Source organism: Halomonas sp. SL18_1, assembly GCF_055755715.1.
This window is the reverse complement of sequence record NZ_JBVTRK010000001.1, coordinates 2,749,064-2,767,905: the sequence shown is the minus strand read 5'-3', so window position 1 is coordinate 2,767,905 and position 18,842 is coordinate 2,749,064. Positions and strand designations below refer to the sequence as shown.

At 65.5% G+C, this 18,842-nt stretch carries 13 protein-coding genes, 2 tRNA genes and 7 pseudogenes; 10 read left to right on the top strand and 12 right to left on the bottom strand.

Annotation, left to right across the window (positions count from 1 at the left end; all coding sequences use genetic code 11):
• The first annotated feature begins 31 nt into the window (after positions 1-31).
• Both purF and ACSJDS_RS14100 read left to right on the top strand, forming a co-directional pair.
• Positions 32-1,551 (top strand): annotated as a pseudogene (gene purF / locus ACSJDS_RS14105) (amidophosphoribosyltransferase).
• A gap of 9 nt (positions 1,552-1,560) precedes the next feature.
• Positions 1,561-2,757, top strand: a complete 1,197-nt coding sequence (locus ACSJDS_RS14100; RefSeq protein ID WP_473033832.1) for an O-succinylhomoserine sulfhydrylase — start codon at positions 1,561-1,563, stop codon at positions 2,755-2,757.
• A gap of 57 nt (positions 2,758-2,814) precedes the next feature.
• On the opposite strand, the gene vapC is transcribed toward ACSJDS_RS14100, so the two are convergent.
• Together vapC and vapB are read right to left on the bottom strand one after the other, a co-directional pair.
• On the bottom strand, positions 2,815-3,231 hold the full coding sequence (vapC, locus tag ACSJDS_RS14095; protein ID WP_473033831.1) for a type II toxin-antitoxin system tRNA(fMet)-specific endonuclease VapC: 417 nt from the start codon (positions 3,229-3,231) through the stop codon (positions 2,815-2,817).
• A 43-nt stretch (positions 3,232-3,274) separates the two neighbouring features.
• Positions 3,275-3,460: a type II toxin-antitoxin system VapB family antitoxin gene (vapB, locus tag ACSJDS_RS14090; RefSeq protein WP_473033829.1), complete on the bottom strand. Its 186-nt coding sequence runs from the start codon at positions 3,458-3,460 to the stop codon at positions 3,275-3,277.
• A gap of 162 nt (positions 3,461-3,622) precedes the next feature.
• Here vapB and ACSJDS_RS14085 point away from each other — a divergent pair, with 162 nt between their 5' ends.
• The 4 genes and pseudogenes from ACSJDS_RS14085 (at position 3,623) to ACSJDS_RS14070 (ending at position 7,073) form a co-directional block, all read left to right on the top strand.
• On the top strand, positions 3,623-4,306 hold the full coding sequence (locus ACSJDS_RS14085; RefSeq protein ID WP_473033828.1) for a type 1 glutamine amidotransferase domain-containing protein: 684 nt from the start codon (positions 3,623-3,625) through the stop codon (positions 4,304-4,306).
• Positions 4,307-4,407: 101 nt separating this feature from the next.
• Positions 4,408-5,012: pseudogene (locus tag ACSJDS_RS14080) on the top strand (cytochrome b).
• A 25-nt stretch (positions 5,013-5,037) separates the two neighbouring features.
• Positions 5,038-5,622, top strand: a complete 585-nt coding sequence (locus ACSJDS_RS14075) for a YceI family protein (RefSeq protein ID WP_473033827.1) — start codon at positions 5,038-5,040, stop codon at positions 5,620-5,622.
• A gap of 175 nt (positions 5,623-5,797) precedes the next feature.
• Positions 5,798-7,073 (top strand): annotated as a pseudogene (locus ACSJDS_RS14070) (MATE family efflux transporter).
• Between the two features lie 104 nt (positions 7,074-7,177).
• Here the strand turns inward: ACSJDS_RS14070 and ACSJDS_RS14065 are convergent.
• Both ACSJDS_RS14065 and ACSJDS_RS14060 read right to left on the bottom strand, forming a co-directional pair.
• Complete coding sequence (locus ACSJDS_RS14065) at positions 7,178-8,713, bottom strand: NCS2 family permease (RefSeq protein ID WP_473033826.1); 1,536 nt, start codon at positions 8,711-8,713, stop codon at positions 7,178-7,180.
• Between the two features lie 379 nt (positions 8,714-9,092).
• Entirely contained in the window at positions 9,093-10,280 is a 1,188-nt protein-coding gene (locus ACSJDS_RS14060) for an amino acid aminotransferase (RefSeq protein WP_473033825.1), read from the bottom strand.
• Positions 10,281-10,411: 131 nt separating this feature from the next.
• On the opposite strand from ACSJDS_RS14060, the gene ACSJDS_RS14055 reads away from it, so the two are divergent.
• On the top strand, positions 10,412-11,026 hold the full coding sequence (locus ACSJDS_RS14055; RefSeq protein ID WP_473033824.1) for a hypothetical protein: 615 nt from the start codon (positions 10,412-10,414) through the stop codon (positions 11,024-11,026).
• Positions 11,027-11,043: 17 nt separating this feature from the next.
• Here ACSJDS_RS14055 and ACSJDS_RS14050 read toward each other — a convergent pair.
• Together ACSJDS_RS14050 and cfa are read right to left on the bottom strand one after the other, a co-directional pair.
• A pseudogene (locus ACSJDS_RS14050) lies at positions 11,044-11,834 on the bottom strand (GGDEF domain-containing protein).
• A gap of 372 nt (positions 11,835-12,206) precedes the next feature.
• Positions 12,207-13,069 (bottom strand): annotated as a pseudogene (gene cfa / locus ACSJDS_RS14045) (cyclopropane fatty acyl phospholipid synthase).
• A gap of 450 nt (positions 13,070-13,519) precedes the next feature.
• Here cfa and pyrF point away from each other — a divergent pair.
• Positions 13,520-14,215, top strand: a complete 696-nt coding sequence (gene pyrF / locus ACSJDS_RS14040) for an orotidine-5'-phosphate decarboxylase (protein WP_473033823.1) — start codon at positions 13,520-13,522, stop codon at positions 14,213-14,215.
• Here the strand turns inward: pyrF and lapB are convergent.
• The 3 genes and pseudogenes from lapB to ACSJDS_RS14025 all read right to left on the bottom strand — a co-directional run bounded on the left by lapB (position 14,216) and on the right by ACSJDS_RS14025 (position 16,033).
• A pseudogene (gene lapB, locus ACSJDS_RS14035) lies at positions 14,216-15,401 on the bottom strand (lipopolysaccharide assembly protein LapB).
• Positions 15,402-15,707, bottom strand: coding sequence for a LapA family protein (locus tag ACSJDS_RS14030; RefSeq protein WP_473033822.1), 306 nt, complete (start codon positions 15,705-15,707; stop codon positions 15,402-15,404). It abuts the pseudogene before it with no gap.
• A 29-nt stretch (positions 15,708-15,736) separates the two neighbouring features.
• Positions 15,737-16,033 (bottom strand): integration host factor subunit beta, encoded by a 297-nt coding sequence (locus ACSJDS_RS14025; protein ID WP_238974905.1) that lies wholly within the window; start codon positions 16,031-16,033, stop codon positions 15,737-15,739.
• A 201-nt stretch (positions 16,034-16,234) separates the two neighbouring features.
• Here ACSJDS_RS14025 and ACSJDS_RS14020 point away from each other — a divergent pair, with 201 nt between their 5' ends.
• A complete protein-coding gene (locus ACSJDS_RS14020) occupies positions 16,235-16,531 on the top strand; it encodes an FAD assembly factor SdhE (RefSeq protein ID WP_473033821.1) in 297 nt (98 codons plus the stop codon).
• 219 nt (positions 16,532-16,750) lie between these two features.
• Entirely contained in the window at positions 16,751-16,894 is a 144-nt protein-coding gene (locus ACSJDS_RS14015) for a hypothetical protein (protein WP_473033819.1), read from the top strand.
• Between the two features lie 47 nt (positions 16,895-16,941).
• On the opposite strand, the pseudogene nadB reads toward ACSJDS_RS14015, so the two are convergent.
• From nadB to ACSJDS_RS14000, 3 genes and pseudogenes are all read right to left on the bottom strand, one after another.
• Positions 16,942-18,539, bottom strand: a pseudogene (gene nadB / locus ACSJDS_RS14010) (L-aspartate oxidase).
• An 83-nt stretch (positions 18,540-18,622) separates the two neighbouring features.
• Positions 18,623-18,709 (bottom strand) — tRNA-Leu (locus tag ACSJDS_RS14005).
• A 35-nt stretch (positions 18,710-18,744) separates the two neighbouring features.
• Positions 18,745-18,818 (bottom strand) — tRNA-Cys (locus tag ACSJDS_RS14000).
• Between the last annotated feature and the right edge of the window lie 24 nt (positions 18,819-18,842).

Here is an 18,842-nt window from a genome sequence, read left to right as displayed (position 1 = left end):
TGTCTCTTCAAGGCAAGCGAGGTAAGGTGGAATGTGCGGTATCGTGGGCCTTTTGGCCAAGCAGGCCGTGAACCAGGCGATCTATGACGCCCTGACGGTCCTTCAGCATCGCGGTCAGGATGCCGCCGGCATGATGACCTGGAACGAGGGGCGCTTCTTGCTGCGCAAGAGCAACGGTCTGGTGCGTGATGTCTTCCACACTCGCCATATGGCTCGCCTCAAGGGCAACCTGGGGATCGGCCATGTGCGCTATCCCACGGCGGGCTCCTCCAGCGAGGCGGAGTCGCAGCCGTTCTACGTCAATTCGCCCTACGGCATCTCGCTTGCCCATAACGGCAATCTGACCAACTCGGATCAGCTCAAGCAGGAGCTGTTCTCCTCCGACCTGCGCCATATCAACACCAGTTCCGACTCCGAAGTCCTGCTCAACGTCTTCGCCCACGAACTGGGCAAGCAGGGGCCGTACCTCGAGCCGGGGATATCTTCGACGCCGTGCGCCGTGTGCATCGGCGCTGCCGTGGCGGCTATGCCGCGGTGGCGATCATCAACGGCGTGGGGCTGGTGGCCTTCCGGGATCCCAGCGGTATTCGCCCGGTGGTGTTCGGCACCCGCGACGAAGGGCAGGGCCAGGACGTGATGATCGCCTCCGAATCGGTGGCGCTGGACGTAGGGGGCTTCGAGCTGCATCGCGACCTCGCCCCCGGCGAGGCGATTTTCGTCGACATGGCGGGCGAGATTCACACCCAGCAGTGCGCCGACCGGCCGATGCTGGCGCCGTGCATCTTCGAGCATGTCTACCTGGCGCGCCCCGACTCGATCCTCGACGGTGCCTATGTCTACGGCACCCGCATGCAGATGGGCCGCAAGCTCGGCGACCGCATCCGCAGCGAGTGGCCGGAGCACGACATCGACGTGGTGATTCCGATCCCCGACACCTCGCGCACCTCGGCCCTGGAGCTTGCCCAGCACCTGGGGGTGACCTACCGCGAGGGCTTCATGAAGAACCGCTACATCGGCCGCACCTTCATCATGCCGGGGCAGACCCAGCGCAAGAAGTCGGTCCGCCAGAAGCTCAATGCCATCGACATCGAGTTCAAGGGCAAGAACGTGCTGCTGGTGGACGACTCCATCGTCCGCGGTACCACCTGCAAGCAGATCATCCAAATGGCCCGCGAGGCCGGCGCCAACAAGGTCTATTTTGCCTCGGCGGCACCGCCGGTGCGCTACCCGAACGTCTACGGCATCGACATGCCGGCCGCCAATGAGCTGATCGCCCATGGCCGCAGCGAGGCGGAGGTGGGCGAGCTGATCGGCGCCGATCGCATCTTCTATCAGGACCTAGAGGACCTCAAGGCCGCCTGCCGCGAGGTCAATCCGGCGCTCGACGCCTTCGACTGCTCGGTGTTCGATGGCCAGTACATTACCGGCGATATCGACGACGGCTATCTGGCCAACCTGGAAGCGTCGCGCAGCGACCAGGCCAAGCAGCAGCAGAGTGCCGGCGACCACGCGCTGGTGGGCATGCACAACCAAGACGACATCGACGACTGAGGGCCGAGCATGCACGATGACCAGACACCGGGGGCGGCCTGGGCGCTGGATACCCTGGCGATTCGCGCCGGTCACCAGCGTACCCATGAGCAGGAGCATGGCGAGCCGATCTTCCCCACCTCGAGCTTCGTCTACGGCAGCGCGGCCGAAGCCGCCCGCAAGTTCGGCGGCGACGAGCCGGGCAACGTCTACTCGCGCTTCACCAACCCCACGGTGCATACCTTCGAGCGTCGCCTGGCGGCCCTGGAAGGCGGGGAGCGCTGCGTAGCCACCAGTTCGGGGATGTCGGCCATTCTCGCGACCGCTCTGGCACTGCTCTCTGCCGGCGACGAGATCGTCGCCTCGCGCTCGCTGTTTGGCTCCACCGTCAGCCTGTTCGACAAGTACCTGGGCAAGCTGGGCATTACCACCCGCTATGTCGAACTCTCCGACCTTGTGGCCTGGGAGGCGGCGATCACCCCGGCCACCAAGCTGCTGTTCGCCGAGACCCCGTCGAACCCGCTCTCCGAGGTGGTGGACATCGCTGCGCTGGCCGAGATCGCCCATCGGCACGAGGCACTGCTGGCCATCGACAACTGCTTTCTGACCCCGGCGCTGCAGACGCCGATCGCGCTGGGTGCCGACCTGGTGATCCACTCGGCCACCAAGTATCTAGATGGCCAGGGCAGGGCGATTGGCGGCGCGGTGGTCGGCCGCGACAAGGAGCTCGAAGAGGTGTTCGGGGTGGTGCGCACCTGCGGGCCCTGCCTGAGCCCCTTCAATGCCTGGATCTTCACCAAGGGACTGGAGACGCTCAGCCTGCGCATGCGCGCCCACTGCGCCAATGCGCTGGCCTTGGCCCAGTGGCTTCAGGCGCACCCGGCGGTGGCGCGTGTGCATTACAGCGGCCTGGAAAGCCACCCCCAGCATGCCCTGGCGGCCCGTCAGCAGCGAGGCTTCGGGGCGGTGCTGGGCGTCGAGGTGACGGGCGGCCGCGAAGCGGCCTGGTCGGTCATTGACGCGACCCGCCTGCTGTCGATCACCGGCAACCTGGGGGACGTCAAGACCACGATCACCCACCCGGCCACCACCACCCACGGGCGTCTCTCCGATGATCAGAAGGCCGCGGCGGGCATCGAGGAGGGCCTGATCCGCGTGGCCGTCGGCCTGGAGGACCTGGAAGACATCCGCGCCGATCTGGCCCGGGGGCTGGATGCTTTGGTCTAACCCGTCGCCTGGATGCACTCGACGCCCGTCCCGCCCAAGGCGGGGCGGGGGTTGTCATCAGGGTGCAGGCTCGGGCGCTACCCAATCTTCCACGCGCAACCCCGGCACCCTACGAAATTCGCGAAGGTTGTTGGTCACCAGCACCAGTCCCCGTGAACGTGCATGGCCGGCAATCTGTTGATCGTAGGGACCGATCGGCTGGCCGATTCTGGCCAGTTCGGCCCTAAGCTGACCGCTATGGGCGGCGGCTTCGTTGTCGTAACAGAGCACCTCGAGCCGCGCGGTAAATCCCTCGACCACTTCCAGGTTTCTCTCCGGTGCAGCCGATTTTTCCGCACCATAGATCAGCTCCATCAAGGTGATGGTGCTGATGCAGAGCTGGGCATGATGGCGCTTGAAGGCGTTTCTCACCTGCTGGGGGCGGTTCTTGATGGTGAAGATGCAGATGTTGGTATCCAGCATGTACTTCAGCATCAGAATGATTCTCGCGTCTGATCAGCCGGCTGCTCTCGCTCGCTCATGAAATCAGCCGTGACCCCATCTCCCTCGAACCAGCTGTCCCAGGACTCTCCTGCGGCGCAATGATCCGCGTCCTGCCAATAGCGATGACATCGACCCGCTTGACGTCATCCGGTAGCGCCACGGACTTGGGGAGCCGTACCGCCTGGCTCTGGTTGCTCTTGAATACGGAGGCTTGTTTCATGGTGTGTCTCCTTGAGGTATATCCAGCCTGTATATCCCTAGCATAGCAACTGCGGGATATCTGGAAAAGCAGAACCCTCCCTTATCGATATCCCCTTGAACTCTCGCCAGGAATCGCCATCACATCAGGGCACGTGTTCACTGTTCCCCGAGGAGAGCCACGATGAAGATCCTGATGGTATTGACGTCTCACGACCGCCTGGGAGATACCGGCCACCCCACCGGCTTCTGGCTCGAGGAGTTCGCCGCCCCCTACTACGTCTTCAAGGATGCCGGCGCCGACATCACCCTGGCCTCTCCGCGGGGCGGCCAGCCCCCGGTGGACCCCAACTCCCAGGCCGAGGAGGCGCTCACCGCCGAGACGCGTCGATTCGAAACGGATGATACGGCCAAGCGACAACTGGCCGACACGCGGCCGCTGGCCGAGGTCGAGGTGGGCGATTTCGATGCGCTCTTCTTCCCGGGCGGCCACGGCCCGCTCTGGGACCTTAGCGAGAATGCCGACGTGAAGCGCCTGATCGAGGGCTTCCTGGCCGCCAACCGCCCGGTGGGCGCGGTCTGCCATGGCCCCACGGTGCTGCTTCAGGCCCGTACCCCGGCGGGCGAGCCGCTGGTCAAGGGGCGGCGCGTCACCGGCTTCGCCAACAGCGAGGAAGAGGCCGTGGGGCTGGTCAAGGCGGTGCCGCACCTGCTCGAGGATGCCCTGAAAGGGCAGGGCGGTGACTACCAGCGCAGTGACCAGGACTTCGCCCCTTTCCAGGTACGCGATGGCCTGCTGGTCACCGGCCAGAATCCCGCCTCCAGTGCGCCCACCGCCAGGCTGCTGCTGGAGGCGCTAGCCAGCTAACAGTTTTTCCGAATGGTTGATTCGGCTTTTTTCAGCGGATACCGATGATGCACTGCGGTAAGCTATCGCCACTCTTTGATCAAGCGTGAGGATTCCACCCCATGTGGCGCAATACCCGTATCGGCTGGGGCATCGTCAGCATCGCGCTGCATTGGCTCAGCGCCGTGACCATCGTCGGGCTTTTCGTGCTGGGCTGGTGGATGACCGGGCTGGGTATTTCGATCCCTGGTACAACCTGGCGCCCTGGTGGCATCGCTCCATTGGCATGCTGCTGCTGTTTGCCACCCTGCTGCGGCTGGTGTGGCGCTTCGTCAATCCCACGCCGGCGGCCCACGGCGGCCGGCTGGAGCGCCTCGCCGCCCACCTGGGACACGTGCTGCTCTACGTGCTGTTGCTGGTGGTGCTGGTCAGCGGCTATCTGATCTCTACCGCCCGTGGGCGCGGCATCAGCGTCTTCGACTGGTTCGAGGTGCCGGCGCTGATCAGCCGCCTGCCCAACCAGGAGAGCATCGCCGGGGAGATCCACTGGTATGCCGCCATCGCGCTGATGGTGCTGGCCGGCGGCCACCTGATCGCCGCCCTCAAGCACCATTTCCTGGATCGCCAGGACACCCTGACCCGCATGCTCAATCCGGCGCGCTCCCGTCGCCTCTTGAGGGAGCCTGCTCCACCATCTCGCTCAGCGAGCCCCGACCGACACCCCTGAACGTCAAACTGTAAAGGAGAACCCCATGTTCAAGAAGACCGCCCTCGCCGCCGCTCTGGGTACCGCTGCCCTGGTGGGCGTGAGCCAGGCCCAGGCCGCCGACTACGTAGTGGACATTGACGGCCAGCACGCCTTCATCCAGTTCAAGATCAACCACCTGGGCTACTCCTACATCCTGGGTAACTTCGAGTCGTTCGACGGTCGCTTCCACTACGATGCCGACGACCTCGAGGCTTCCAGCGTGGAGATGGAAGTCGACGTGACCAGCCTCAACAGCAATCACGCCGAGCGTGACCGCCACTTCCTCAGCGATGATTTCCTGAGTGCCGGCGACTATCCCACCGCGACGTTCGTCTCCACCGGCTTCACCCCCAATGGCGACAGCGAGGGCGTACTGACCGGCGACCTGACCCTGAAGGGCGAAACCCGCGAGATCGAGATGCCGGTGACGCTGATGGGCGAAGGCGAGGACCCCTGGGGCAACTATCGTGCCGGCTTCGAGGGCGCCACCACCCTGACCCTGGCGGACTTCGGCATCGACATGAGCGACTTCCCCGAGGTGATGCATGACCTCGAGCTCTACGTCACCTTCGAGGGCGTTCGCCAGTAAGACCGCCCCCTCGGTATCAGGCCTGAGGTATCCGACACCCCCGCATGCCGGGGGTGTCGGCGTTAGGGTGTCCGGCTAGAATGGCAACCCATTGCCCCGCCACGGAGTGACCGTGACTCGACGACTCGACGACAGCCCACCGCTGGGTGTGACCCTCTGGCGTCAGACCTGGCCCATGGCCATCGGCGTGCTGGCGCTGCTGGGCTTCCAGCTGGTGGACAGCGCCTTTATCGCCCGACTGGGCACCGCCCCCCTGGCGGCCCAGTCCTTCACCTTTCCGCTCTCCTTTCTGATCATCGGCATTCAGGTGGGGCTCGGCATCGCCATCGCTGCGCTAATTTCCCGCGCCCTGGGGGCCGGGAAGAAGACCGCGCAAGGCGCCTTGGCAGCCTGGTACTGCTGGTCGGGGCCGCTGCCATTGCCCTGCTGGCGCTGCTGCTGTGGATGATCCAGGAGCCGGTGTTTACCGGCTTGGGAGCCGATGCCGCGACTCGCGAGCTGATTCACGCCTATTGGGCGCCGCAGCTGCTGGCGGCATGGCTGGGGGCGGCGCTCTACTTTGGCTATAGCCTGTTTCGCGCCCACGGGGATACCCGGCTGCCTGGCAAGCTGATGGTGGTTACCAGCCTGGTCAACCTGGTCCTCGATCCGCTGCTGATCTTCGGCGTCGGTCCTTGGGAGGGGCTGGGGTTGCCGGGCGCCGCCTGGGCCACGGTAGTGGCTTTTGCCGTGGGCCTGGTGGTGCTGGGCCGGCGACTCCGGCAAAGCGACTGGCTGGATCGGCAGGGACTGGGCGAGGAGCTGCGGCGCTCCGCCGGGCCCTTCGCCGGCATCGCGGCGCCGGCCATGGTCAGCCAGCTGATGCCCCCGCTGGCGGCCATGCTGGCGATCGCCGTGGTGGCCGGCCTGGGTGAGTCTCAGGTAGCGGCCTGGGGGCTGGCCAGTCGACTGGAAACCCTGTCGCTGATGGTAGTGCTGGCCATGACCATGTCGCTGCCCCCCTGGCTGGGGCGCTGCTACGGGGCCGGCGACTGGCAGCAGATTCGCCGGCTGCTGCATCTGGCGCTCAAGGTGGTGGTCGTCTGGCAGCTGGGGCTGGGCCTATTGATGGCGCTTGCGGCCCCCTGGGTGGCCCTGGCGCTGTCCGGCAATCCCGAGGTGCAGGGCGAGCTGGCCATTCTGATCCGCTTTCTGCTGCCCAGCTACGCCGCCCTGGGGATCTGCATGCTGGTGGTCTCGGCCGGCAATGCGCTGGGCTGGCCGCTGCGTGCCATGCTGATGTCCGGGGCGCGGCTGTTTCTCTTCTACCTGCCGTGCCTGTGGCTGGGGGCAACCCTGGGGGGCTGGTCGGTCTGGCGGCTGGCGCCGCCTTCGGCAACCTCTGTGCGGGTTTGGCCGCCTGGCAGCTGCTTCGGCGAGAGCTGGGAACGGCGGCACAGCCCGCAGCGTGAATGGCAAAGCGCTCGCCCCGTCGATCTTTCTACACAGCCCCCTGGGTGGGATGGAGCCCCCTGCGGGGCGCTGCGGGGGGCCGTTTAGTTGCTCATCAATCGCCTCAATCGGTGGATGACGGCGGCGTGCCAGCGACCGGTCGCGGCGCGGCCAGCCGCTCCTGCTGCCAGGCGAAGTAGAGAAACAGCGCCCCCATGACCAGATAGCCCAGCATATAGTCCCCGGCGGCGTAGAAGGCCAGCTCGGGGGCGTGCATCAGGCCGATGAAGGAGAAGCCCGCGGCTACGCCGGCGAAGACCGCAGCACGGCGGAACTGGTGGTCGATCACCGAGACCGTCATGGCCCCGATCAGGATGGCAGTGAACATCGCACCCTGACCCAGCGAGACGATGGCCGGGGAGATGTCCGAGACCACCTCGCCGGCGCCGCGATTGAAGCGGGTCATCACATAGTTGGCGAAGTAGGGCAGCATGGCCAACGCCACGGCGGGATAGTAGCGGGTGTCGTTGCTCTGAAAGGCGGTGGCGATCATCGACATGCCGACGAACACCAGGATGGGGGCGACCACCGAGACCGGGATGATGGCGGCGAGGGCCGCGATCAGCCCGAACATGGTGGCCACCGCATAGACGGCGCCGTTGAGAATGCTGTAGCCGCGGCCGGCGCCCATCCATTTGGCCCCCACGGTGGCGATGTATACCGTAGTGGGGAAGACCCCACCGAACAGCGCGCCGATCATGGTGCCGGCACCGTCCACCGCCTGGCACTCGCGGACATCGTATTTGTTGCCGGCGGCCTCCATGGCTTCGACGTTGTTCATGGTCTCGATGGCGTTGTACAGGGTGATCGGCAGCACCACCGTGAGGACCGCCAGCATACCGGTGAACAGCAGGCCAAGCCCCTCGAACCAGGCCAGGGTCGGCAGCAGCGGGTAGAAGCCCAGATGGGTGAAGGCGTCGCTGAACTGCCCCTCCTCGGTGGCGCCGATCAGGTAGGCGAGGGCCGTGCCGATGACGATGGCAAACAGCGAGGTGGGAATGCGAAACGGCATCGTCACCCGGCCGATCAGGCCGACGATGATGATCGCCAGCACCAGCAGCCCGATAACCGGAATCTCCAGGGTCTTGAACAGCATCTCGCCGGCGATGAAGGTCAAGGCAACGCCAGCGACCGCCCCCAGCATCGCCGCCCGCGGCAGATGATGCTGGACCCAGCGGCCGATCAGGCTGATGGACGCCTCGATGGCCCCACTGATGAAGCAGGCGGCGACCGCCACCTTCCAGGCCAGCTCGGCGTCACCGGTGAGCTGCATGGCCGGCAGCAGCACGCCGAACAGGAAGACGAACATCACCGGCGTCGAGATACCGTAGGAGAGGGCGGTGACGTCGGTGCGCTGTTCCCGACGGGCCAGCCGCGCCGCGCTCCAGGCGTAGTAGAAGTTGCCCACCATGACCGCCACGGCGGCGCCGGGCAGCACCTGGCCAAAGACGATGGAGGCGGGAAAGCCCATCCCCAGCATGGTGATGGCGATGATGACGAAGTTGGCGATATTGTTCTGGAAGAGGGCGAAGAAGGCATCGGTATCCTCCTTCTTGTACCACGGATAGTGGACGGAAGGGGTATCGGGAGTTGCCGCCATGGGGAGCCTCTTGGTTGTGTGGTTGTATACAAGGCAACTTGCAGTCTGGACTCGATCTGACTGATCGGTCAAGTCTGTCGTTGCCGGGAGCGCACAGAGGCGCACCGCACCCCCGGCGGTTGATGCATCGAAAAATCGAGCTCTTCGCACTTTAGCGTGAACAAGTTTGGCAAGTTTTATGGTGGGAGGCCGGCTCTGCCGGGCGAAGGCGCCGGAGGCGCCCCATGGGTAACGCTGCGCGCTACTTTGCGAGCTGAAGCTCCCTCCCACAGAGCCAGTTCACGCCAGTCTGCGATGAACCAAAAATCGAGCGGTATTCTACGCGAAACGAAAACGCCCGGGCAGGGCCCGGGCGTCGAGGCTGGCAGGGAGCGGCCGATCAGTTGACCGCGGCGATCGCCTTGGCCAGGTAGGGCAGGTTCTCGTGGGAGAAGCCCGCCACGTTGGCGCGGCCCGAGCGGACCATGTAGATGCCGAATTCGTCACGCAGGCGGTCGACCTGCTCCGGCGTCAGGCCGGTGTAGGAGAACATGCCGCGCTGCTCGGCGACACAGGCGTACTTCTGATCGAGGCCGTAGGGCTTGAGCGCCTCGACGAAGTCCCGACGCAGGGTGTTGATGCGGTCGCGCATTTCGGTGAGCTCTTCGCGCCACACCGCGGCAAGCTCGGCGGAGTGCAGGATCTCGCTGACGATGGCGCCGCCGTGGGCCGGCGGGTTGGAGTAGTTCTCGCGGGCGACGATGGCGATCTGGGAGCGCACGTTCTCCATCTGCTCGCTGTCCTTGGCCACCATGATCAGGCAGCCGGTACGCTCGCAGTAGATGCCGAAGTTCTTGGAGCAGGAGCTGGTGATGATCACCTCGTCGAGGCTCTCGGCCATCAGCCGAACCCCGTAGGCGTCTTCGTCGAGCCCTTCGCCGAAGCCCTGGTAGGCGAAGTCGATCAGCGGCAGCAGGCGGCGCTCACGTACCACCTCGAGCACCTGTTGCCACTGCTCCCGGGAGAGATCGAAGCCGGTGGGGTTGTGGCAGCAGGCGTGGAGCAGCACCACGTCGCCTTCGGGGATCTGCTTCAGGGCCGCGAGCATGCCGTCGAAGTCCAGCCGGTTATCGGCGTCGACGTAGGGGTACTTGTGCAGCGTCAGGCCGGCGGCCGGGAAGATACCCAGGTGGTTCGGCCAGGTCGGGTCGCTGACCCAGATGTCCTTGCCGGGAAGCTGGTGGGCGATGAAATCCGCCGCCAGGCGCAGCGCGCCTGTGCCGCCGGGTGACTGGGTGGCGCTGGCGCGCTTGGCGGCCAGTACCGGCGAGCCCTCGCCCAGCACCATGGGCAGTACCACTTCGCCATAGGCCGGAGCGCCGTGGGAGCCGATATAGGTCTTGGTGGTCTCGTTCTTGAGCAGCAGGGCCTCGGCTTCCTTGACGGCGCGCATCACCGGTGTGTTGCCCTGGGCGTCCTTGTAGACGCCGACGCCGAGATCGACCTTCTGGGGGTTGGTGTCCTTCTTGAAGGCCTCGATCAGACCGAGGATGGCGTCCCCGGGAACCCGCTCAATGTGTTCGAACATGTATTTCGTAACCTCGTCGGTTCTGGCGGCAAGAATGAAACTCAAGCATCCCCCATGATGCCATTGCGCTCGATGAACTGCCACTCGCCGGTCTTGCTACAGTGACAGGCGAAGCGCAATGGGAGGTCTGCATGAAGGAATCGAATGCATCGCTGCCGCTATGGCTTAAGTGGCTGTTCACGCTCTGGATCGTCCTGTGGGCGCCGGCTTTCGCCGTCATGCTGGGGGCCCAGAACTACTTCTGGCTGTGTAACCTGGCCAGCTTTCTGATTCTTGCGGGCCTGTGGTGGGAACATCGGCTGCTGCTATCGATGCAGCTGCTGGCCGTGCTGCTGGTGGGTACCCTCTGGGGGCTGGACGTGCTGGGGGCCTGGTTGACCGGGGTGCACCCCATCGGCGGCACCGAGTACATGTTCGACCCCGACCACCCGACGCTGGCCAAGGCCCTGTCCTTCTACCACCTGGTGCTGCCGCTGGTGGCCGGCTTTGCGGTACTACGGCTTGGCTATGTGCGCCGGGCGCTGCTGTGGCAGACGGTGCTGACCTGGCTGGTGGTGCCGCTGACGTTTCTGTTCACCGAGGCCGAGCGCAATATCAACTGGGTGCATGGTCCCTTCGGCTCACCCCAGGACATCCTCCACCCGCTTGTCTATCTGGTGGGTCTGATGCTGGCCTGGCCGCTGGTGGTCTATCTGCCGGTGCACGGCCTGATGCGGCTACTGCAGCGCCGCGGCCTGCTGCACTGAGCCCGCATGCCTTCGACTCATGCCATCACCCGGTTGCGACCCTGGTGTTTGGCGGCGTAGAGGCTGCGGTCGGCGCGCTCGATGAGCGCATCGCGTGGCTCACCGAGGCGGTACTCGGCCAGGCCGATGCTGACGGTGATCCGTCCCGGCTCGATGCCAAAATCATGCCCTTCAATCCGCTGGCGAAGCCGTTCGGCCAGTGGGCGGCTGCGTACCATGGGGGTGAGCGGCAGCACCACGGCAAATTCCTCCCGCCCAGGCGACCCACGGTATCCTCTTCGCGCAGCAGCTCCCGGCACAGGGCGGCGACTTCGATCAGCACCTGGTCACCCTGCAAGTGTCCCCAGGTGTCGTTGATCCGCTTGAAATGGTCGAGATCGAGCAGCATGAGCGAGAGCGGGGTGCCGTGGCGGTTGCACAGCGACATTTCTTCATTGAGCCGGTTGATCAGCTTGCGGCGGTTGGCAAGCCCGGTCAGGTCATCGGTGTCGGAGAGTCGCCGCAGGCGCGCCTCCTCGGCCATCTGTTCGGTGATGTCGATCATCAGCCCATGCCACAGCACGCCGCCTTCGGCATCTTCCGGCTGGGCGCGCACGGCCACCCAGCGGCAGCGCCCGCTGGGCAGCCGGAAGCGAAACTTGGTGGCGATGGGCAGGCGAAAGCGCGCAGAGCGCTCGATGGCCGCCATCAGGCGCGGGTAGTCGTCGTCGTCGAGGCGATCGAGCAGAGGGCGGGCACTGTGGGCCAGCTGCTGGCGGTCAATGCCCGGCAGCGCGGCCCCGCTACCGGCCAGGTAGGGGAAGTGCATGTGGCCCTTTGGGTCACGATGAAATTGGAAGATGATACCGGGCACGCGCTCGGTAAAGCGGTGAGCGCGATCCGATTCATCCAGCCCCCACCCGGCATGATGATGTTCTCAGGCATGCGGGCGTTCCCGTAATGGCTCTGAACCCAGGCAGTTCGTGCCCGAGGTTCGGAACAGATTATTGTGAAGACTTACGCTGAGTGGCCGGATTCGGCGCCCACATCAGGCAGTGACGGTCGGCATGCCGTGAGGAAGTCGAGCGGCCAATAAGTGGACAATCTACTAATATACAATGTATTGAAGTGTAAGGCAGTCCCCCACGTCTGTAAGACATTGCCGACAGTGGGTGTAAGCCTGGGCGTAGGTGGGCGGAGCTCATCGCGGGGCGTCATAGCGGCCGGGACGGTCTCGTGAGAACACGACCTGCCAGAGCTGCAGGTCGCGGGCTCGAAAGGCGCCGGCACACACCGACAGATAGTAGCGAAACATGCGCCGAGTCCGCTCGGCGTAGCGGTCGGCGATTTCCTGCCAGCGGCTATCGACGTTGTGCAGCCAGGCCATCAGGGTGGTGTCATAGTCGGCGCCGAAGTTCTGCCAGTCCTCCATCAGCAGCAGGCTTTCGCTGGCCTCGGCGATCTGCTTGGCCGAGGGCAGCATGCCATTGGGGAAGATATAGCGATGGATCCAGGGGTCGATACTGACCTCACTGCGATTGGAACCGATGGTGTGCAGCACGAAGAGACCGTCTTTCTCCAGCAGCTGTCTCACGGTCTCGAAGTAGGTCCGATAGTTGCGATGCCCGACGTGCTCGAACATGCCGATGGAGACGATGCGGTCGAACCGCCCGCCCAGATCCCGGTAGTCCATCAGCTCGATGGTCACCGGCAGTCCGGCACAGCGCTTGCGGGCCAGGTCGGCCTGCTCGCGTGAGATGGTGATGCCGGTCACGTTGACGCCGTGTTGACGGGCGGCGTGTTCGGCGAAGCTTCCCCAGCCGCAGCCGATGTCCAGCACGCGCATCCCCGGCGAAGTTCGAGTTTTCGACAGGCCAGTTCGAGCTTGGCTCGCTGGGCTTCGTATAGGGTGTTGGCTGTCTTCCAGTACCCGCAGGAATAGCAGAGGCTAGGGTCCAGCATGCGTTCGAAGAGGTCGTTGCCGAGGTCGTAATGGGTCTCGCCGACGATATAGGCGCGAGCCTTGCTCTGCAGGTTGATCAGCCCAGCCTGCAGGCGGTACATCAGCCGCTCGGAGGGGGTGTGCGCGTGTTCGCCCAGCCCATGCAGCAGCAGGCGGCAGGTCATCTCATCGAGACGCTCGCATTCCCACCAGCCATCCATGTAGGCCTCGCCGAGCCCGAGGCTGCCCTGACGCAGGACGCGAGCGCAGAAGTCGGGATGGTAGATCTGCGGGTCCCAGGGGGCGGGGCCGTTGAGGGACACGCCGGAGCCTTCGAGTAGGGCGTCAAGTACCCGTTTGGCACGGGTGTCCGGCAGGGCGAGGGGGCCGATGCGGTGATCACTGGTCATGGAAACCTCCCGATCCATCAGGTGCACGCATGGCGGGGCGAGGCCGCTGCATAGTGTGAGCCTATGTCAACTGAGCATAGACCAGCTGATCGCCGACGGATAATGGAGGTGGCTGATATACCGTGGCGCCAACCTTTCGTAACCACGACCGGAGCCCGCACAGTGTCTAGTGAATCGCCGCTGATCATCGCCCTCGACCATCCCTCCCTGGACGCGGCCCTCTGCCTGGCCGACGGCCTGGACCCCGCTCGCTGTCGGCTCAAGGTGGGCAAGGAGCTGTTCACCCGCAGTGGCCCGGATGTCGTCGAGGCCCTCCATGGGCGCGGCTTCGAAGTGTTTCTCGATCTCAAGTTCCATGATATCCCCAATACCGTGGCGGGGGCGGTCCAGGCGGCCGCCGAGCAGGGGGTGTGGATGGTCAATGTGCATGCCGGCGGCGGGCGGCGGATGATGGAAGCGGCCCGGGAACGGCTGGATCGCCATGGGCTCTCGACGCGGCTGATCGCGGTGACCGTGCTGACCAGCATGGAGGCCGCGGATCTGGTGGAGGTGGGGGTGACGGCCGATCCGGTCACTCAGGTCGAACGGCTGGCGCAGCTGGCCCAGGCGAGCGGCATGGATGGCGTGGTGTGCTCGGCCCAGGAGTCGGCGCGGCTGCGTGAGCTGTGCGGTGCCGACTTTCTCAAGGTGACGCCGGGGATTCGTCCCAGCTTTGCCGCCGCCGGAGATCAGCGGCGTATCATGACGCCGCGAGAGGCGGTCGATGCCGGCAGCACTCACCTGGTGGTGGGTCGACCGGTGACTCAGGCCAAGGACCCCATGGCGGCGCTGGCGGCCATCGAGCAGGAGCTGGCATGATCACTCTCCCTCGATACCGGTGATGGGCCGGGTCGTTCCCCAGCTGCGACAGCGCGGGCACTGCCAGTGCAGGGGCTCGCCGGAAAAGCCGCAGCGGCCACAGCGATGTCGGGGCCTGGCCGCGAGCAGCGTATGGGTGTGCTGCTTGAGCAGCCGGATCCGGGAGTCCGGCTCGCCCTGCTCGAGTTGCTGATGCTGATAGAGGTCCAGAAGATAGTCCAGCGCTCCCAGGTTCGGCTCGCGATCGAGCTGTTCGGTGACCAGGTCGATGGCCGCCGCAAGCCCCTCGCGCTTGCGGCGCACTTCGGCCAGCAGGATGATCAGGCTGGTGAAGGGCTCGCGGTCGAGTAGCTGCTGCAGGCAGTCGGCCAGGCCAGCTTCGTCATCTAGCATCTCGTAGGCGTGCTGCAGGGGGGAGCAGAGTCGGCACGAAGGCCCTGTCCTGCTCGGGAATGCGCATCAGCAGACGAATTGCCTCCCGGTAGTGGCCGGTGTCCTGCTCCAGCTCGGCAAGCTGCAGGTTGGCGCGTACGCACTGCTTGTCGATGGATAGCGCCTTGCGCAAGTGCTTGCGGGCAAGCCCTGGGCTTACCGAGTGGCGCTCCTGGTGGGCCAGTTCACACAGCCAGTGGGCCGCGGCGCGTCGAATGTCGTCATGCTCGCGAACCAGCACCGGGTGGGCCACCTCGAACGCTGACTGCCACTCGCCCTCGCGATCGAAGAGGTCGGCCAGCAGGCGCTTGGCGGCCAGGCGGCTCGGTTCGTGATGGGACTCGCGGATGACCTGCTGCAGCAGGCGCTCGGCGCGGTCGAGGAGGCCCAGATGCAGGAAGTCTCGCGACAGTTCCAGCTGGACCTGATCGCTTTGCGCGGAGGTCAGGGTGGGGCGGGCCAGCAGGTTCTGATGAATCTTGACGGCGCGGTCGGCCTCGCCGCGAGTGCGAAACAGATTGCCCAGAGTGATGTGGGTGTCGATGGTCTCGCTGTTGACCTCCAGGGCCGAGACGAAGGCTTCGATGGCGCGATCCGGCTGCTCGTTGAGCAGATAGTTCAGGCCGACGAAATAATCCCGCGACAGCGATGAGGGCCGCGCGGGATCTGGGGCGTCCTGTCGATCTCGGCGGCCAAGCCACCAGCCGATGGCAACGGCTGCCGCCAACAGGGTCAGCAGCAGTGCATCGGGCATTTACGGCAGTTCCTTGAGCTCCTGAACGCGGAGTCGGTCGAGCTCCTTGCGCTGCTGACGATTCAATCGCTGGGCGCGGGACAGCGTGGTGCGCAGCCGCAGCCATACGCCGGTCATGGCCAGCATGCCCAGTATCACCCCGCTGGCCAGCGATGCCAGCAGCCAGACAGAGAGCGAAATCGGCGGCAGCTCGACCCAGATCAGATTGAGGGGGACCGTTTGCTGATTGTTGACGGCGAACAGGATGCCGACCAGCAGCACCCCCAGCAGTATGATGGCCAGGATCAGGCCTTTGAGCCAACGCATGTGTCTATCCCTTGTGAATGATGGAGTCGTTAGTAGCCGAGCGCTCGGCTGGCATTGACCTGCTCGCGCAGCTCCTTGCCGGGTTTGAAGTGTGGCACGAACTTGCCCTCCAGCGCGACAGGCTCGCCGGTCTTGGGGTTGCGACCGACGCGAGGCTCCCGGTAATGGAGCGAGAAGCTACCGAAGCCGCGTATCTCCACTCGGCCGCCTTCGGCAAGGGTATCGGTAATGTCGTCAAGAATGAGGCGAACCGAGGATTCGACCTCCTTGATCGAAAGCTCGGGCTGTCGCATTGCGATCTGCTCGATCAACTCGGATTTGGTCATCGGCTATCTCCAGGCGGTCCCCGAGTCCGGGTGGATGTGGGCGGCATTCTTGTTGTGTCTTCAGCATACTGCTCAAATCGTGATAAAACAACGCACTACGACCATGGTCAAGCAGTGAGCTCGATGTGGCGGATGAGGCTGCCGCGTCGCAGTGGCTCCGGTATACTGGCGGTCCATTCACCCGGACACTCGAGGCCCACGTTGAGCGAAGCGACTAACCCGGATGCCGCAGCCCTGCGCAAGCGTCTCTATCGGCACTCCCGCCGCGGCATGTGGGAGCTGGACCTGCTGCTGGTTCCCTTTCTAGAGCACTGCTACGACGATTTGGACGATACCGACCAGGCTGCCTATCGCGAGCTGATCAAGGAAGAGGATCAGGATCTGTTTGCGTGGCTGATGCGTCGGGAGCGCCCCACCAACGCGGCATTCTGTCGCATCGTGGCGCTGATCCAGGCCCATGCCGAAAACGCCGATAACGATCCTCGTCGCCCCGTCTAGGCTCGCCGGCTGGAGCCATGGCCTGCTGGGCGTGGCCGTGGTGGCGGTGCTGGCGTATTACAGTGGGGCACCGCTGGCGATGGCGGGGCTGGCCTGGCTGGCGCTTTCCATGGGCTATCTCGCCTTCGTCCCCAGTGCGGGGATCTGCGCCAGGTACCGGAGCAGGGCGGTCGTGATCGCTGGTACTGGCGAGCCTCGGCCGGGGAGGCCTATCGGGAGGTGACGCTGCGCTGTCGCTACCTGGGGCCTTGGCTGATCGCCCTGCAGCTGGGAGGCGTGGAGCATACCCTCTGGCTATGGCCGGACAGCAGCGGTCGCGAGTCGCTTCGCCGACTTCGGCACTGGCTGGTGCAGCACGGCTAACGGGGCGCCTGCGCCGCCCCCGTCGACCGGTCGGGCGGCGCCGGGTGTCACTCCGGACGGGTCGGCGCGGGCAGGTCGGTCAGGCGAATCCGCGAAGGGCTGGGGCGGAGGGCGTCGTCCACCTGTCGCGGGCAGTCCGGGTTGTAGTGCAGTCCACGCGATTCGCGACGCGACCGAGCGCTGGCCACGGTGAGCCTGGCCAGGCGAAGCGCATGCCACAGGCTGGCCAGGCCGGCGTCGGGGCGGGTCCGATTCACGTCCCTTGCCACTTCCGCCGCCAGCTGCTCGAGTTCGTCTGCCGCCCGCTGGAGACCGCTGTCGCGGCGCACGATGGCCACGCGAGCGCTCATGATATCGCGCATCGCCAGCCGCCATTGACGGAGTCGCTCCCGGTCTGGGGGGCATCGCCGGCCTGCCAGGGCGGTAGCGGGGCGGTGGTCGCCTCTCGGCGCTGGGAAAGGCGCTTGGCGCAGCTGCGGGCGAAGACCAGGCATTCCAGCAGCGAGTTGCTGGCCATGCGGTTGGCGCCATGAAGTCCGGTGCAGGCCACCTCGCCGATGGCGTAGAGGCGGGGCACGCTCGAGGCACCGTCGAGGTCGGTGGCGACGCCGCCGCAGCTGTAATGGGCCGCAGGCACGACGGGAATCGGGCGCTGGGCGATGTCCAGCCCGCGGCTGGCGCAGTGGGCGTGAATGGTGGGGAAGTGGTGGCGAATCGCCGCTTCCCCTAGGTGGCGGACATCCAGGTAGACGTGGTCATGGCCGGTGCGCTGCATCTCGGCATCGATGGCGCGGGCGACGATATCGCGCGGGGCGAGCTCGGCGCGAGGGTCCAGCGCGGGCATGAAGCGCTCGCCCGCAGCGTTGAGCAGTTTGCCGCCTTCGCCTCGCACTGCCTCGCTGATGAGAAAGGGTGGGCCTTGTGGATCATAGAGGCAAGTGGGGTGGAACTGCTGAAACTCCAGGTTCATCAGCTCGGCACCCAGCTCGGCGGCCATCAGCATGCCTTCGCCGCTGGCGGGCTGGGGGCTGGTGGTATGGCGATAGAGCCCGCTGGCGCCGCCCGTCGCCAGCACCGTATCCGTCGCCATCAGCTCGATGAGGTTGGCGCTTCGGTCCAGGCAGCGGGCGCCGCGACACTGGCCGAGGGTGTCGCCGATCAGGCCGATGGCGGTGAGATCGTCGCGTACCGTAATGGCGGGATGTGCCTGGGCGTGCTCCATCAGGGTCTCGAGCACGGCGCGTCCGGTGGCGTCCTCGGCGTGAATGATGCGCCTGGCGCCGTGGCCGCCTTCCCGGGTGAGGTGGTAGGGATAGCCGGCGTCGGGGCTGGGGTCGCGCGTAAAGGGAACGCCCAGCGACAGCAGCCATTCGATGGCGGCCGGCCCCTGCTCTACGGTAAACCGAACGGCGCCTTCGTCGCATAGCCCATCGCCGGCCACCAGGGTGTCCGCCACGTGGGCGTCGAAATCATCCTGGGGAGAGAGCACTGCCGCGATACCGCCCTGTGCCCAGCGGCTGGCGCCCTGATCATCGCTGGCGGGGCGCACCAAGGTGACGCGACGCCGATCCGCGGCATGCAGGGCCAGAGTTAGGCCGGCGACGCCGCCGCCGATCACCAGAACATCGTGTTCGCTACGGAGCATGCGTGTTCTCGCTGGAGCGCGTTGCATCAGCCCTGTCGAGCGGGAGGCCTATCGAGCCGTCGGGGAAAATCGGGTGAGGCGCCTGGTGCCCGGAGCCGGGCTCGAACCGGCACGGTGTTGCCACCGAGAGATTTTAAGTCTCTTGCGTCTACCAATTTCGCCATCCGGGCGGCACGGTGTCGAGCAGGATGCTGAAGGGAAATAGTGGAGGCTGGAGTCGGAATCGAACCGGCGTACACGGAGTTGCAGTCCGCTGCATAACCACTCTGCCATCCAGCCTCTAAGAGTCGTAGGTCAGACTCG